16 protein-coding genes are annotated in these 15,526 nt (G+C 71.7%); 8 read left to right on the top strand and 8 right to left on the bottom strand.

Annotated elements, in window-relative coordinates; genetic code table 11:
• Positions 1-206: 206 nt before the first annotated feature.
• Both ACWV17_RS21580 and ACWV17_RS21575 read right to left on the bottom strand, forming a co-directional pair.
• Positions 207-1,145, bottom strand: coding sequence for an SDR family oxidoreductase (locus ACWV17_RS21580; protein ID WP_455361037.1), 939 nt, complete (start codon positions 1,143-1,145; stop codon positions 207-209).
• Between the two features lie 3 nt (positions 1,146-1,148).
• Complete coding sequence (locus ACWV17_RS21575) at positions 1,149-1,925, bottom strand: SDR family oxidoreductase (RefSeq protein WP_455361036.1); 777 nt, start codon at positions 1,923-1,925, stop codon at positions 1,149-1,151.
• An 89-nt stretch (positions 1,926-2,014) separates the two neighbouring features.
• Here ACWV17_RS21575 and ACWV17_RS21570 point away from each other — a divergent pair, with 89 nt between their 5' ends.
• The 5 genes from ACWV17_RS21570 to ACWV17_RS21550 all read left to right on the top strand — a co-directional run bounded on the left by ACWV17_RS21570 (position 2,015) and on the right by ACWV17_RS21550 (position 6,597).
• Positions 2,015-2,773: an enoyl-CoA hydratase family protein gene (locus ACWV17_RS21570; protein ID WP_455361035.1), complete on the top strand. Its 759-nt coding sequence runs from the start codon at positions 2,015-2,017 to the stop codon at positions 2,771-2,773.
• A complete protein-coding gene (locus ACWV17_RS21565; RefSeq protein WP_455361034.1) occupies positions 2,770-3,618 on the top strand; it encodes a CoA transferase subunit A in 849 nt (282 codons plus the stop codon). The genes ACWV17_RS21570 and ACWV17_RS21565 overlap by 4 nt, the downstream gene beginning before the upstream one ends.
• Positions 3,615-4,355 (top strand): CoA-transferase subunit beta, encoded by a 741-nt coding sequence (locus ACWV17_RS21560; protein WP_455361033.1) that lies wholly within the window; start codon positions 3,615-3,617, stop codon positions 4,353-4,355. The genes ACWV17_RS21565 and ACWV17_RS21560 overlap by 4 nt, the downstream gene beginning before the upstream one ends.
• The gene (locus ACWV17_RS21555; RefSeq protein WP_455361032.1) at positions 4,355-5,572 is read left to right on the top strand and encodes an NAD(P)H-dependent flavin oxidoreductase; all 1,218 of its coding nucleotides are present in this window, start codon (positions 4,355-4,357) and stop codon (positions 5,570-5,572) included. Before ACWV17_RS21560 ends, ACWV17_RS21555 begins: the two co-directional genes overlap by 1 nt.
• A 77-nt stretch (positions 5,573-5,649) precedes the next feature.
• Positions 5,650-6,597, top strand: a complete 948-nt coding sequence (locus ACWV17_RS21550; protein ID WP_455361031.1) for a tyrosine-protein phosphatase — start codon at positions 5,650-5,652, stop codon at positions 6,595-6,597.
• A 9-nt stretch (positions 6,598-6,606) separates the two neighbouring features.
• On the opposite strand, the gene ACWV17_RS21545 is transcribed toward ACWV17_RS21550, so the two are convergent.
• From ACWV17_RS21545 to ACWV17_RS21520, 6 genes are all read right to left on the bottom strand, one after another.
• On the bottom strand, positions 6,607-8,154 hold the full coding sequence (locus ACWV17_RS21545) for a DEAD/DEAH box helicase (RefSeq protein ID WP_455354337.1): 1,548 nt from the start codon (positions 8,152-8,154) through the stop codon (positions 6,607-6,609).
• Positions 8,155-8,241: 87 nt separating this feature from the next.
• Positions 8,242-8,445 (bottom strand): cold-shock protein, encoded by a 204-nt coding sequence (locus ACWV17_RS21540; RefSeq protein WP_037915390.1) that lies wholly within the window; start codon positions 8,443-8,445, stop codon positions 8,242-8,244.
• Between the two features lie 191 nt (positions 8,446-8,636).
• Complete coding sequence (locus ACWV17_RS21535; protein ID WP_455361030.1) at positions 8,637-9,794, bottom strand: acetyl-CoA C-acetyltransferase; 1,158 nt, start codon at positions 9,792-9,794, stop codon at positions 8,637-8,639.
• Positions 9,795-9,835: 41 nt separating this feature from the next.
• Complete coding sequence (locus ACWV17_RS21530) at positions 9,836-10,459, bottom strand: TetR/AcrR family transcriptional regulator (RefSeq protein ID WP_455354339.1); 624 nt, start codon at positions 10,457-10,459, stop codon at positions 9,836-9,838.
• Positions 10,460-10,507: 48 nt separating this feature from the next.
• On the bottom strand, positions 10,508-11,293 hold the full coding sequence (locus tag ACWV17_RS21525) for an SDR family oxidoreductase (RefSeq protein WP_455361029.1): 786 nt from the start codon (positions 11,291-11,293) through the stop codon (positions 10,508-10,510).
• Positions 11,290-12,465, bottom strand: a complete 1,176-nt coding sequence (locus ACWV17_RS21520) for an acyl-CoA dehydrogenase family protein (RefSeq protein ID WP_455361028.1) — start codon at positions 12,463-12,465, stop codon at positions 11,290-11,292. Before ACWV17_RS21520 ends, ACWV17_RS21525 begins: the two co-directional genes overlap by 4 nt.
• A 51-nt stretch (positions 12,466-12,516) precedes the next feature.
• On the opposite strand from ACWV17_RS21520, the gene ACWV17_RS21515 reads away from it, so the two are divergent.
• The 3 genes from ACWV17_RS21515 to ACWV17_RS21505 are packed head-to-tail and all read left to right on the top strand — an operon-like array spanning position 12,517 to position 15,526.
• Positions 12,517-13,371: an enoyl-CoA hydratase gene (locus tag ACWV17_RS21515; RefSeq protein WP_455361027.1), complete on the top strand. Its 855-nt coding sequence runs from the start codon at positions 12,517-12,519 to the stop codon at positions 13,369-13,371.
• Positions 13,371-14,546, top strand: coding sequence for an acyl-CoA dehydrogenase family protein (locus ACWV17_RS21510; protein WP_455361026.1), 1,176 nt, complete (start codon positions 13,371-13,373; stop codon positions 14,544-14,546). Before ACWV17_RS21515 ends, ACWV17_RS21510 begins: the two co-directional genes overlap by 1 nt.
• A complete protein-coding gene (locus ACWV17_RS21505) occupies positions 14,546-15,526 on the top strand; it encodes an acyl-CoA dehydrogenase family protein (protein WP_455361025.1) in 981 nt (326 codons plus the stop codon). Before ACWV17_RS21510 ends, ACWV17_RS21505 begins: the two co-directional genes overlap by 1 nt.

The raw sequence follows: 15,526 nt of genomic DNA, 5'->3' as shown, positions 1-15,526 counted from the left end.
AACGTCCCAGCTCAGGTGGGGCCCCGCTCCCGGGGCCGCCCGACAAAAAAGCGCAAGCAGCGGGACGGGGCGGACAGTCAGGGGTGGCCGAAGGCCATCGCGCAGCGACGCGACCGCAGGGAGCGCCCTTGACGGTCCGCCCCGGCCCGCCATACTCACAAAGCGGGCAGCCCCGGGTTTCCCGCACACCGCACCCCCGGGCACAGTCACCCCCCTGCCCCCGCACCCCCCGCCCCGTACACCGGCTGTGGCGGTTCCGACTGGGCCAGTAGCTTTGTTGCTGTTTCGCCCGCCTCCGCCGGGGTCCAGCGCGCGCCCTTGTCCTTTGTCGGGCCCGGGCGCCAGCCCTCCATCACCGTGATGCGGCCCGCCTCCGCCTCGAACACCCGGCCCGTCACCCCCGCACTGGCCGCCGAGCCGAGCCAGACCACCAGCGGCGAGACGTTCTCCGGCGCCATCGCGTCGAACGCGCCCTCCGCCGGCGCGGCCATCGTCTCGGCGAACGCCTGCTCCGTCATCCGGGTCCGCGCGGCCGGCGCGATCGTGTTGACCTGCACGCCGTATCGCGCCATCTCCGCCGCCGCCACCAGCGTCAGTCCGACGATTCCGGCCTTGGCCGCCGCGTAGTTGCCCTGCCCGACGCTTCCCAACAGGCCCGCGCCCGAACTGGTGTTGACGACCCGGGCCACCGGCGTACGCCCCGCCTTCGCCTCCGCCCGCCAGTGCGCGGCGGCGTACTTGAGCGGCAGGAAGTGCCCCTTGAGGTGCACCCGCATCACCGCGTCCCAGTCGTCCTCCTCCAGGTTCACGAGCATCCGGTCACGCAGGAACCCCGCGTTGTTGACCAGCGTGTCCAGCCGTCCGAACGTGTCGACGGCGGCGGACACCAGCGACGCCGCGCCCTCGCTCGTCGCGATGTCGCCGGCGTGCGCGACCGCTTCGCCGCCCCCCGCCACGATCTCGTCCACCACCTGCTGCGCCGGGCTCGCCGACGCACCCGCCCCGTCGAGGCCCACTCCCAGGTCGTTGACGACGACCTTCGCCCCCTCCGCCGCGAAGGCGAGTGCGTGGGCCCGTCCCAGCCCGCGTCCCGCACCCGTCACGATCACAACCCGTCCCGCACAGAGTCCTGCCTGCACAGTCATTTCTCACGCTCCCTTGTTGACAGTCGCGGCGTCCAGAAACGCCGGTCGTTCCCCGCCCCCGTGCACCAGCAGGGAGGCGCCACTCACGTACCCGGCCCGGTCCGAGGCCAGGAAGACGGCCGCGTCGCCGATCTCGGACGGCTCGGCCAGCCGGCCCGCCGGGACCGTACGCCCGACGGCGTCCACCCCCGCCTGGTCGCCGTAGTGCAGATGCGACAGCTCGGTCCGCACCATCCCCAGCAGCAGCGTGTTCACCCGTACCTCGGGCGCCCATTCCACGGCCATCGAGCGGGCGAGGTTCTCCAGTCCCGCCTTGGCCGCTCCGTACGCCGCCGTGCCCGGCGAGGGCCGGGCCCCGCTGACGCTGCCGATCATCACGATCGAGCCACGCGTCCGCTTCAGATGCCCGTACGCCGCGACAGAGGCGGTCATCGGCGCCACCAGGTTGAGTTCGATCACCCGCGCGTGCCGCGCGGCGCCGCCCTCCCCCAGCATCCGGTAGGGCGTCCCGCCCGCGTTGTTGACCAGGACGTCGAGCCGGCCGTGCCGGGCCACGACTCCCGCGAAGAAGTCCTCGACCGCGGCGGGGTCCCGCAGGTCGACGGGGGCGAACTCGGCCTTGCGGCCGTCCGCCTCGACGACCTCGTCCGGTGGCCTGCGGGCGCAGACCACCACCTCCGCCCCGGCCTGCAGAAACGCCCGTGCGATTCCCGCGCCGACGCCCCGCGTGCCGCCCGTGACGACCGCGACCCGGCCGCCCAGATCCACAGTGATGCTCAACCCACACCTCCCGCAGCGCGCGATCCGCTGCTACCTTCATCGTCCAACACACCTAACAAATGTTTGGTGGAAAGGTAGCTGATCCGCTCATGGGTGTCTCCACCTCAAGCCCCGACAAGGGCATTTCCGTCGTCACGGTCGACTTCCCGCCCGTCAACGCCCTCCCGGTACAGGGCTGGTACGACCTCGCCGACGCTCTCCGCGCGGCCGGCCGCGACCCCGAGACCCGCTGCGTCGTGCTCGCCGCCGCCGGCCGCGGTTTCAACGCCGGCGTCGACATCAAGGAGATGCAGCGCGACACCGGCCACCACGCCCTCATCGGCGCCAACCGCGGCTGCGCCGAAGCCTTCGCCGCGGTGTACGAGTGCGAGGTACCAGTAGTCGCCGCCGTGCACGGCTTCTGCCTCGGCGGCGGCATCGGCCTGGCCGGCAACGCCGACGCGATCGTCGCCTCCGACGACGCCACCTTCGGCCTGCCCGAGCTGGACCGCGGCGCACTCGGCGCGGCCACCCACCTCGCCCGCCTGGTCCCGCAGCACCTGATGCGCGCGCTGTACTACACCTCACGCACCGCCACCGCCGCCGAGCTGCACGCGCACGGCTCGGTGTGGCGGGTCGTCCCTCGCGACGAACTCCTCGACGCGGCTGTGGAGCTGGCGCGCGAGATCGCGCGGAAGGACGGCTACCTCATCCGGCTGGCCAAGGCCGCCATCAACGGGATCGACCCGGTGGACGTGCGCCGCAGCTACCGCTTCGAGCAGGGCTTCACCTTCGAGGCCAACCTCAGCGGAGTCGCCGACCGCGTCCGCGACACCTTCGGCAGCATCGACGGGGAGGAGCAGGCGTGAGCGACAAGACCATGACACCGGACGAGGTCGTCTCCCGGCTCCGCAGCGGCATGACGATCGGCATCGGCGGCTGGGGCTCGCGCCGCAAGCCCATGGCTCTGGTGCGGGCACTGCTCCGCTCCGAGATCACCGATCTCACCGTCGTCTCGTACGGCGGCCCCGACGTCGGCCTCCTCGCCGCCGCCGGCAAGATCCGCAAGCTGGTCGCGGCCTTCACCACCCTCGACTCGATCCCTCTCGAACCGCACTTCCGCGCCGCCCGCCAGAGCGGCGCCTTCGCGCTCACCGAGATCGACGAAGCCATGTTCATGTGGGGCCTGACCGCCGCCGCGAACCGGCTGCCCTTCCTCCCGGTCCGCGCCGGCCTCGGCTCCGACGTCATGACCGTCAATCCCGCCCTCCGTACGGTGAAGTCCCCGTACGAGGACGGCGAGGAGTTCGTCGCCGTACCCGCCCTGCGCATGGACGCCGCCCTGGTCCACATGAACCGGGCCGACCGGCTCGGCAACGGCCAGTACCTCGGCCCCGACCCGTACTTCGACGACCTCTTCTGCGAGGCGGCCGACACCGCGTACGTCTCCTGCGAGCAGCTCGTCGAGACCGCCGGCCTCACCAAGGACGCCGCCCCGCAGACGCTCCTGATCAACCGGCACTCGGTCACCGGTGTCGTCGAGACCCCGAACGGCGCGCACTTCACCTCCTGCGCCCCCGACTACGACCGCGACGAGGCCTTCCAGCGGATGTACGCCACCACCCCCTGGCCGGAGTTCGCCGAGCGCTTCCTGTCCGGCGACGAGAAGGCCTACCAGTCCGCCGTCCAGGCCTGGCACGAGGAGCAGAAGTGACCGCCACGACCATCACCCGCGCCGAGCACTGCGTCATCGCCTGCGCCGAGGCCTGGCGCGACAACGGCGAGGTGCTGGCCAGCCCCATGGGGACGATCCCGTCGATCGGCGCCCGGCTGGCCCGGCTGACCTTCTCGCCGGATCTGCTCCTGACCAACGGCGAGGCGCTCCTCGTCGGCCCCGACGGCGCGACGGAGGGCTGGCTGCCGTACCGCCGGCACCTCGCCATGGTCACCGGCGGCAGGCGCCACGTGATGATGGGCGCCAGCCAGATCGACCGCTTCGGCAACCAGAACATCTCCTGCATCGGCGACTGGCAGCGGCCCGCCCGCCAGCTGCTCGGCGTCCGCGGTGCTCCCGTCAACACCCTGAACAACCCGACCAGTTACTGGGTCCCGAAGCACTCCACCCGGGTCTTCGTCGGACGCGTCGACATGGTCTGCGGTGTGGGGTACGACAGCGCCGCCGCGGCCGGTCCCTCCGCGACCCGCTTCCACCGCATCCCGCGCGTGGTCAGCAACCTCGGCGTCTTCGACTTCGCGACCCCGGACCACTCGATGCGGCTGGCCTCCCTGCACCCGGGCGTCACCGTCGAGGAGGTCCGCGAGGCCACCGGCTTCGCACTCACCGTCCCGGACGACGTCCCGTACACCCGCGAGCCGACCGCGGACGAACTCCGGCTGATCCGCGAGGAGATCGACCCTCGGGGCGCGCGCGACCGCGAGGTCCCGGCCTGATGGACACCCCGATCGACACCCCGATGGACACTCCGATGGAGACGGCACTCACCAGGCTCACCGGCGTCCGCCACCCGGTCGTCCAGACCGGCATGGGCTGGGTCGCCGGCCCCCGGCTCGTCTCGGCCACCGCCAACGCCGGCGCGCTCGGCATCCTCGCCTCCGCGACGATGACCCTGGACCAGCTGAAGTCGGCGGTACGGGAGGTTAAGTCCCGTACGGACGCCCCCTTCGGGGTCAATCTGCGCGCCGACGCGGGCGATGCGCGCGAGCGGGTACGGCTCATCATCGACGAGGGCGTGAAGGTCGCCTCGTTCGCCCTCGCCCCGTCCCGGGAGCTCATCGCCGAGCTCAAGGACGCCGGCGTCGTCGTCATCCCCTCCATCGGCGCCCGCCGCCACGCCGAGAAGGTCGCCGCGTGGGGTGCCGACGCGGTCATCGTGCAGGGCGGTGAGGGCGGCGGCCACACCGGCGACGTCGCCACCACCGTCCTCCTCCCCCAGGTCGTCGACGCCGTCGACATCCCGGTGATCGCGGCGGGGGGCTTCTACGACGGCCGCGGCCTGGTCGCTGCCCTCGCGTACGGGGCAGCGGGCATCGCCATGGGCACCCGCTTCCTGCTCACCTCCGACTCGACCGTCCCGGACGCGGTGAAGGCCCAGTACCTCGCGGCGAGCGTCAAGGACGTCACGGTCACCACCGCCGTGGACGGTCTGCCGCACCGGATGCTCCGTACCGAGCTGGTCGGCTCCCTGGAGCGGGCGGGCCGTACGAAGGCCCTCGCCCAAGCGGTGCGCCGCGCCGCCGGGTTCCGGAAGATCTCCGGGCTGAGCTGGGCGCAAATGGTCCGGGACGGCCTCGCGATGAAACACGGCAAGGACCTCACCTGGAGCCAGGTCCTGCTCGCCGCCAACACCCCGATGCTCCTCAAGGCGTCCATGGTCGAGGGCCGTACGGACCTCGGCGTCATGGCATCCGGCCAGGTCGCCGGGCTGATCGAGGATCTGCCCTCCTGCGCGGAACTGATCACCCGCGTCATGGCCGAAGCGCACACCGCGCTCGAAGAACTGGTGGGGGGTGTCCGGTCGGTCAGGCCGGATCAGGGAGCGGGGTTTGGTGCCGTGGATCGCAAGGCGGAGGAGGGAGTCGACGCGGAGCGTCGGCGACCGACGACAACGCGGCGAGGCGCGGCACCAAACCCCGCGAGCCCGGCATGACCGACCGGACACCCCCCAGCATTGCGCAGCACCCTGCCTACACCAGGGTGAATCCCCTCTCGCACAGGAGTTGCCCGATGAGCCGTGCCCGAATCCGCCTGGCGACCGGAGCCGTTGTCTCCGCCCTCGCCATCGGGTGTCTTCCCGCCTCGGCGGTCGCCGAGACCGCCCACAGAACGGCGCCGCACGCGGCCGCCCCGGCAGTCGCCGCCGGCGGCCCCACACGCTCCGAAGGCGTCCGCCAGATCCCTCTCCAGGGCGCGGTCAACGTCCGTGACCTGGGCGGCTACCACACGTACGGCGGCAGGACGGTCCGCTACGGGCAGGTCTACCGCGCCGACGCCCTCAGCGAGCTCACGGACGCCGACCTCGTCACCCTCTCCGGCCTCGGCCTGAAGCAGGTCGTCGACTTCCGGGTGCCGCTGGAGCTCCAGTACGACGGCGCCGACCGGCTGCCCGCCGGGCTGGAGGTGACGTCCCGCCCGGTGACCGACAGCGGTCTGTACGGGCAGCTGATGGCCGCGATCGGCTCCAGGGACCCGGTCAAGCAGGAGGAGATACTCGGCGACGGCAAGGGGGCCGCGTTCATGCGCGGCGTCTACCGCACCTTCGTCACCAACCCGGAGAACCGCGCCCAGTTCGGCGCCACGCTGCGCGATCTCGCGGACCGCCGCGAGACCCCGCTGCTCTACCACTGCACGTCGGGCAAGGACCGTACGGGCTGGACGAGTTACGTCCTGCTGCGCGCCCTGGGCGTACCGGCGGCCACCGCCGAGCGGGACTACCTGGCGTCCAACACCTACCGCGCCGCGCACGACGCGAAGGTCCGCGCGGGTCTGAAGCAGGCGGGTCTGATGCAGAACCCGGACCTCCTCATCCCGGTCCAGGAGGTCCGTACCGAGTATCTGGAGGCGGCGCTGGCCGAGGTCGAGCGGGAGTACGGCAGCCTGTACGGCTACCTGAGAAACGGCCTGGGCCTGGACCTTCGCACGCTGGCGAAGCTCCAGGCCCGGCTGGTGCGCTGACCCGGACGGTCAGGCGGCGGCGCGGCGGCCTCCGCCACCGCCGCCGCCCTGAGCGCCTCGTCCGGAGCGGCTTCGTCCGCCGCGGCCGCGGCTGCCCGGCCGCGAGGCCCGGCTGCCGTTGCCGTGGCCGCCGCCGTGGGCGCTGCCGTTGCCGCCGGCTCCTCCGCCTCCGCCGGAGCGGCGCTGCGGCTGTACGGCGGGCTGCGGGACCTCGATGGTCACGGCCACGCCGGAGGGCTCGCGGGCGCCGGTGAGCCGGGAGAGCTCCGCGTCGCTGGACTTGATACGGGCCGCCGTCTGCGGGCTGATGCCGGCGTCGAGCATCAGCCGGCTCATCTCCCGCTTCTGCTCGGGGAGTACGAGGGTGACGACGCTGCCGGACTCACCGGCCCGGGCGGTACGCCCGCCGCGGTGCAGGTAGTCCTTGTGGTCGGTCGGCGGGTCGACGTTGACGACGAGGTCGAGGTCGTCGATGTGGATACCGCGGGCCGCCACGTTGGTCGCCACCAGCGCGGTGACGTGCCCGTTCTTGAACTGGTCCAGGGTGCGGTTGCGCTGCGGCTGCGAACGGCCGCCGTGCAGCCCGGCCGCCCGTACGCCGCTGGCCAGCAGCCGCTTGACGAGCCGGTCCACGGACCGCTTGGTGTCCAGAAACATGATCACGCGGCCGTCGCGGGCGGCGATGCGGGTGGTGACGGCCTTCTTGTCGGTCTCGTCCGCCACGTACAGCAGGTGGTGCTCCATGGTGGTCACCGCGCCGGCCGAGGGGTCGACGGAGTGCACCACGGGGTCGGTGAGGAACATCCGCACGAGACGGTCGATGTTCCGGTCCAGGGTCGCCGAGAAGAGCATCGTCTGCCCGCCCTGCGCGACCTGCTTGAGGAGGGCGGTGACCTGCGGCATGAAGCCCATGTCGGCCATCTGGTCGGCCTCGTCCAGCACGGTGATCCGTACCTGGTCGAGCCGGGCGTCGCCGCGCTCGATGAGGTCCTTGAGACGTCCGGGCGTGGCGACGAGCACCTCGGCGCCGCGGCGGAGCGTGCCGGCCTGGCGGCCGATCGACATGCCGCCGACGACCGTGGCCAGCCGCAGGTTCACGGCCGTGGCGTACGGGGTGAGGGCGTCGGTGACCTGCTGGGCCAGCTCACGGGTGGGTACGAGCACCAGGGCGAGCGGAGCCCGCGGTTCTGCGCGCCGGCCGGCCGTACGGGCCAGCAGCGCGAGGCCGAAGGCGAGGGTCTTGCCGGAGCCGGTACGGCCGCGGCCGAGGAGGTCGCGGCCCGCGATCGAGTTCGGCAGGGTCGCGGCCTGGATCGGGAACGGCTCGGTGACGCCCTGGGCGGCGAGCGTCTTGAGCAGGGCGGCGGGCATGTCCAGCTCGTCGAATGCCTGGACCGCGGGCAGCGCGGGGGTGGTGCTTTCCGGCAGCGTGAATTCACCCTGCGGGGCGGTGACCCGGCGGGCGGAACCCTTGCCGGAGGACTTGGCAGGGGCCTTGCCACGGGAGTTCGACGGGCGCTTGCCGGCGGGACGGGCCGGGCGTTCGAAGCGAGTCATTCAGAAAATGCCTTCCTGGGGACAGCACAAGCCGGGGCCCGCACCTTCACGGTGCGGGCCCCGGCCAGGAGCAACGCGTCCGGGCGATCAGGCCGGGACGATGTTCTCCGCCTGCGGGCCCTTCTGGCCCTGCGTGACGTCGAAGGAAACCTTCTGGCCCTCCTGGAGCTCACGGAAGCCCTGGGTGGCGATGTTCGAGTAGTGGGCGAAGACGTCGGCGCCGCCGCCGTCCTGCTCGATGAAGCCGAAGCCCTTTTCCGCGTTGAACCACTTCACGGTGCCAGTAGCCATGTCATTCTCCTGAATAGGTAGGGGTCCCATCCGGAGAAGCCGGAAAAACAATAATGCGCCTGAGGAACATTCCCGTCAGGCGCACATAAAGTTCATGGGTACCAAAACTGCAACTCCAGAACCTTAGCACGCCCGACGACGGCTGTGCGGAAGCCGTCGCACACGTCACAGCCGCTCGATGATGGTCACGCTCACAGCCGCTCGATGATGGTGACGTTCGCCTGGCCGCCGCCCTCGCACATCGTCTGCAGCCCGTACCGGCCGCCCGTGCGCTCCAGCTCGTGCAGCAGGGTGGTCATCAGCTTGACCCCGGTCGCGCCCAGCGGGTGGCCCAGCGCGATCGCGCCGCCGTTGACGTTGACCTTCTCCGGGTCCGCGCCCGTCTCCTTCAGCCAGGCCAGCACCACCGGCGCGAACGCCTCGTTGATCTCGACCAGGTCGATGTCGTCGATCACCATGCCGGCCTTCTTCAGCGCGTACGCCGTCGCCGGGATCGGCGCGGACAGCATCCGGATCGGGTCCTCGCCGCGCACCGACAGGTGGTGGATGCGGGCCCGCGGCGTCAGGCCGTGCTCCCGCACCGCCCGCTCGCTCGCCAGCAGCATCGCCGAAGCACCGTCGGAGACCTGCGAGGAGCAGGCCGCGGTGATACGCCCGCCCTCCACGACCGGCTTCAGGCCCGCCATCTTCTCCAGCGACGTGTCGCGGCGCGGACCCTCGTCCGCGGTGACCTCCCCGTACGCGACCAGCTCGCGGTCGAAGCGGCCCTCGTCCATCGCGCGCAGCGCCCGCTGGTGCGAGCGCAGGGCGAACTCCTCCATGTCGAGGCGCGAGATCCCCCACCTCTCGGCGATCAGCTCGGCGCCGTGGAACTGGTTGACCGGCTGGGTCCCGTACCGCGCCCGCCAGCCCTCGCTGCCCGCGTACGGGCCCTCGGTCAGCCCCAGCGGCTCCGCGGCCTGCCGGGACGCGAACGCGATCGGTATCTGCGTCATGTTCTGCACCCCGCCCGCGACCACCAGGTCCTGGGTGCCCGACAGCACCCCCTGCGCGGCGAAGTGCACCGCCTGCTGCGAGGAACCACACTGCCGGTCGATGGTGACACCCGGCACCTCCTCCGGCAGCCCGGCGGCCAGCCAGGCCGTCCGCGCGATGTCGCCGGCCTGCGGCCCGACGGTGTCCAGGCAGCCGAAGACGACGTCCTCGACGGCGGCCGGGTCGATGCCCGAGCGGTCGACCAGTGCCTTGAGGATGTGCGCGCCGAGATCGGCCGGGTGGACGGCGGACAGCCCGCCCTTCTTCCGGCCGACCGGGGTCCGTACCGCTTCGACGATGTAGGCCTCGGCCATGACTGCTGCTCCTTGTGGATATCGGTTCAGTTACGCACGGCTTACGTACGTACGGCGATGCCGTCCAGCACCATCGAGAGGTACTGGCGGGCGATCTCGTCCGGGCTGTGCCCGCCGCCCGGGCGGTACCAGGACGCGGCGACCCAGACGGTGTCGCGTACGAAGCGGTACGTCAGGCGGATGTCCAGGTCCTCGCGGAAGACCCGGGCGGCGACCCCGCGCTCCAGCGTCCCCAGCCACGCCTTCTCGAACTTCTGCTGCGAGTCGGAGAGGTAGTGGAAGCGGGGCTGTGCGGAGAGGTGCTTGGACTCCTTCTGGTAGATGGCGACGGCGGCGCGGTGCCGGTCGATCTCCCGGAAGGACTCGGTGACGAGGGCCTCGATGGTCTCCCGCGGGCCGAGTCCGGCGGCGAGTACGGCGTCGTACCCGTCCCACAGCTCGGTGAGGAAGGCGGAGAGGATCTCGTCGAGCATCGATTCCTTGGAATCGAAGTGGTAGTAGAGGCTGCCCGCGAGCATGCCCGCCTCGTCCGCGATCTTGCGGACGGTGGTGGCGTTGTAGCCCTGCGCGGCGAACACCTCGGCAGCGGTGTCGAGGAGTTCACGCCGCCGCTCGGGAGAGGCGGTCACCTGGGGCTTCTTCTTGGTGTTCGGCTGGTTCGGCACACGCCCATTGTCGTCCAGCGGCTTGTCGTCCAGCGGCCTTCGGGCACCCTACGCATGCTGGCTGCTGACGGAGACCGTCTCGCCCGTCATGTACGACGAGTAGCCGCTGGCGAGGAAGACGATGACGTTGGCGACCTCCCAGGGCTCGGCGTACCGCCCGAACGCCTCCTTCTCGGTCAACGTGGCGAGCAGCTCGGGGGTGGTGACCTTGACCAGGTGCGGGTGCATCGCGAGGCTCGGGGCCACGGCGTTGACGCGTACGCCGTACTCGGCGGCCTCGACCGCCGCGCACCGGGTGAGCGCCATGACACCGGCCTTGGCGGCGGCGTAGTGGGCCTGGCCGGCCTGGGCGCGCCAGCCGACGACGGAGGCGTTGTTGACGACGACTCCGCCCGTGCCCTGTGCCTTCAGGGCGCGCAGTGCGGCGCGGGTGCAGCGGAAGGTGCCGTTCAGTGTCACGTCGAGGACCCTCGACCACTGTTCGTCGGTCATGTCGACGAGCGTGGCCGTGCCGCCGAGGCCGGCGTTGTTGACGACGATGTCCAGGCCGCCGTGCGTGGCCTCGGCGCGCGCGAAGAGCGCCTGGACCTGGGCCTCGTCGGTGACGTCGCAGGGCAGTGAGGTGACGTGCTCGGCGCCGAACTCCTCGGCGAGCGCGGCCTCGGTCTCCTTGAGCCGGCGGGCGTGCGCGTCGCTGATGACGATGCTCGCGCCCTCTTCGAGGAACCGGCGGGCGGTCGCGCCGCCGATGCCGGCCCCGGCGGCGGCGGTGATGACGGCGGTACGGCCTTCCAGCAGACCGTGGCCGGGCAGGTACTGCGGGGCGCCGCTCATGCGCGTATCTCCTTGGGTTCCTTGGGGAGACCGAGCACGCGCTCGGCGATGATGTTGCGCTGGATCTCGTCCGATCCTGCGTAGATGGTGTCGGCGCGGGAGAAGAGGAACAGCCGCTGCCAGTCGTCGAGGTCGTACGGCGCTCCGGCGGCGACCAGCGAGGCGGCGCCGCAGACCTCCATGGCGAGTTCGCCGAGTTCGCGGTGCCAGCGGGCCCAGTAGAGCTTGGCCATGGACGGTTCGGCGTCGCCGCGCAGCGCGGTGGCCCGCATGATCTGCAGGCCGGTCCAGGACGTGACGAGCCGGTCCCTGATCAGCGGGTCGGCGAGTGCCCCGTTCTTCCTCGCCAGTTCGACGAGCCTCTCCCATTCCCTTCGGAAGCCGACCTGTTGGCCGAGGGTGGAGACCCCGCGCTCGAAGCCGAGCGTGGCCATGGCGATCCGCCAGCCGTCACCGACGTCGCCGACGACGTGGGAGGCGTCGGTGCGCGCGTCGTCGAAGAAGACCTCGTTGAAGTCGCTGGTTCCGGTGAGCTGGACGATCGGCCGGACGTCGACGCCCGGCTGGTCCATGGGGACGAGGAGGTAGGAGAGGCCGGCGTGGCGTCGGGAGCCCGGTTCGGGGCGTTCGGTACGGGCGATCACGAAGCACCACTGCGATTCATGGGCGAGCGAGGTCCAGATCTTCTGGCCGTTGACCACCCACTCGTCCCCGTCCCGGACCGCTCGGGTGCGGACGTTGGCGAGGTCGGAGCCGGCGTCGGGCTCGCTGTATCCCTGGCACCACAGTTCCTCGACGGCGACGATGGGCGGCAGGAAGCGGCGCTTCTGCTCCTCGGTGCCGAAGGCGATCAGGGTCGGCCCGAGGAGTTGCTCGCCGATGTGGTTGACGCGGGCGGGGGCGTCGGCGAGGGCGTACTCCTCGTGGAAGGCGATCTGCTCCTCGGTGCTCGCGCCCCGGCCGCCGTACTCCTTCGGCCAGCCGATGCAGGTCCAGCCGTGGGCGGCCATGTGCCGCTCCCAGCCGAGGCGTTCGGCGAAGGCCTCGTGCTCTCGGCCCGGTCCGCCCCGGCCCTTCAGGTCTGCGAACTCGGCGCGGCCGAGGTGGGCCCGTAGCCAGGCACGAACCTCGGTGCGGAACTCCTCGGTGCGGGACTCCTCGACGCTGCTCATGGACGTACGTTAACCTACCAAACACTTGTTAGGGAAGGATGTGCTGTACAGATGCCCGCTGAACCAGACCGCGAGGAACCCGTCCTGTACGAGCGCCGGGGCCCGGTCGCGTACGTCACGCTGAACCGCCCCCGCTACCGCAACGCCCAGAACTCCGCCATGACGTACGCCCTCGACGCCGCCTTCTACCGGGCGGCGGACGACTCCGAGGTCAAGGTGGTCGTCCTGGCCGGGGCCGGTGACCACTTCTCGGCCGGCCATGACATCGGCACCCCCGAGCGCGATGCCCATCTGCCCTTCGAGCGCAGGGCGGGCCTGTGGTGGGACCACTCGGACAAGGCGGGAGCGGAGAGCCGCTTCGCCCGCGAGTCCGAGGTCTATCTGGGCATGTGCCGGCGCTGGCGCGAGCTGCCGAAGCCGGTCATCGCCTCCGTCCAGGGCGCGTGCGTGGCCGGCGGGTTGATGCTCGCGTGGGTGTGCGACCTGATCGTGGCGAGCGAGGACGCGTTCTTCGCGGACCCGGTGGTACGGATGGGCATCCCGGGCGTGGAGTACTTCGCACATCCGTGGGTGATGCCGCCGCGCATCGCCAAGGAGTTCCTCTTCACGGGGGACCGGATGAACGCGCGGCGGGCGTACGAGGTCGGGATGGTCAACCGGGTGGTGGGGCGGGACGAACTGCCCGATCGGGTCGAGGAGCTGGCGCTGCGCGTTGCCGAGATGCCACGGCTCGGACTCGCGCTCACCAAGCGTGCGGTGAACCAGGCCGAGGACCTTCAGGGCATGCACACCGGGATGGACTCGGTCTTCGGACTGCACCACCTGGCCCATGCCCACAACGCCGAGACGGCGGCGGACTCGCTGGGCGGGATGGACATCGCCGCCATGAAGGAAGCGGGCGCGTAATGGACTTGTCGCACACCGCTGAGGAGAAGGCGTTCCGGACCGAGGCGCGGGAATGGCTCGCGGCGAACGTCCCCGCCGGGCCGCTGCCCTCGCTGGAGACCGAGGAGGGCTTCGCGGCCCACCGCGAGTGGGAGGCGCGGCTGTACGCCGACCGCTGGTCGGTCGTCTCCTGGCCCGAGGAGTACGGCGGCCGGGGGGCCGGCATCGTGAAGTGGCTGGTCCTCGAGGAGGAGTACTACGCGGCGGGGGCGCCCGGCCGCGTCTCGCAGAACGGCATCAACCTGCTGGCGCCCACGCTGTTCGACCACGCCACGGACGAGCAGCGGGCGCGGATCCTGCCGTCCATGGCGAGCGGCGAGGTGATCTGGGCGCAGGCCTGGTCCGAGCCGGAGGCGGGCTCCGATCTCGCCTCGCTGAGGTCGACCGCCGTACGCACGGAGGGCGGCTGGCTGCTGCACGGCCAGAAGACCTGGTCCTCGCGGGCCGCCTTCGCCGACCGCGCCTTCGGCATCTTCCGCACGGACCCCGGGGCCGCGAAGCCGCACCAGGGGCTGACGTACCTGATGTTCGACCTGTCGGCGCCCGGGGTGACCGTACGCCCGATCGGCCGGCTCGACGGGAAGCCGGCGTTCGCCGAGCTGTTCCTGGACGGCGTGTTCGTCCCGGACGAGGACGTCATCGGGCTGCCGGGGCAGGGCTGGCGCGTCGCCATGTCGACCGCGGGGAACGAGCGCGGGCTCACCCTGCGCTCCCCCGGCCGGTTCATGGCGGCCGCCGATCGGCTCGTACGGCTGTGGCGCGGGAACGGGGATCCGGCGGACACGGCGATGCGGGACAGGGTCGCGGACTCCGTCATCGGGGCACGGGCGTACCAGCTCTTCACCTACGCCAACGCCTCGCGCTTCGCGGCGGGCGCCACGATCGGCGCGGAGTCCAGCCTCAACAAGGTCTTCTGGTCGGAGTACGACATCGCGCTGCACGAAGCGGCGCTGGATCTGCTGGGTGCGGAGGGCGAGTTGGCGGACGGGGGCAGGGGCGAGGGGGACTGGGCTGAGGGCGACTGGGCTGAGGGATATGTCTTCTCCCTCGCCGGACCCATCTACGCCGGCACGAACGAAATCCAGCGCGACATCATCGCCGAGCGGCTGCTCGGCCTCCCGAAGGGCCGCCGCTGATGCGATTCCTGCTTGACGAGGAGCAGCGGGACTTCGCCCGCTCGCTGGACGCGATGCTCACGGCGTCGGACACGCCTGGTGCCGTACGGGCGTGGGCTGCCGGGGACCACGGGCCCGGGCGCGCGCTGTGGTCCCGGCTGGCGGACGCGGGAGTGTTCGCGCTGGCGGTGCCCGAGGCGTACGAGGGGGTCGGGGAGCAGGGGCCGCTGGCCGTCGAACTCGCCCTGGCCTTTGTGGAGCTGGGGCGGCACGCCGTACCGGGGCCGGTGGTCGAGACGGCGGCGGTCGCGGTGTTGCTGGGCGAGCTGGGTGAGGGGTGTCCGGCGGCGAAGGAGTGGCTGCCGCGCCTGGCCTCCGGCCGGGCGTCGGCGACACTGCGGCTCGATGGCGGGCGGTACGTCCTGGACGCCGATGCGGTCGACGCGGTGTTCTTGGTGAGCGGCGAGGAGCTGCGGCTGGCTCCCGGGTACGGGCCGCCGCAGCCGTCGGCCGACCCGGCCCGGCGGCTGTTCCGGCCGGAGGAGGGAGGCGAGCTGCTGGCGAGCGGCCCGGCTGTACGGGAGGCCGCGGGGCGCGCCGAGACCTGTGCTGCGCTGCTGACAGCGGCGCAGGCGCTGGGGGTCGGGGACGCACTGCTGTCCCGGACCGTCGAGTACGTCAAGCAGCGCACGCAGTTCGGAACGGCGATCGGTTCGTTCCAGGCGGTCAAGCACCGGCTGGCGGACACGCTGATCGGCCTGGAGTTCGCCCGGCCGCTGCTGTGGGCGGCGGCACTGTCCCTGGACCCGGCCGAGGTCGCGGCGGCGAAGGTGACGGTGGGCGAGGCCGCGTACGCGGCCGCCCGGACGGCCCTGCAACTGCACGGCGCGGTCGGCTACACGGAGGAGCTGGACCTCTCGCTGTGGCTGCGCAAGGCACGGCCACTGCGGGACGCGTGGGGCACGCCGGGGGCGTGCCGCCGGCGGGTGCTGGAGGGCTGA

This window comes from Streptomyces mabaensis (assembly GCF_053763515.1).
Note: the sequence above shows the minus strand (reverse complement) of the source record. Positions and strands in the feature narration are given on the sequence as shown.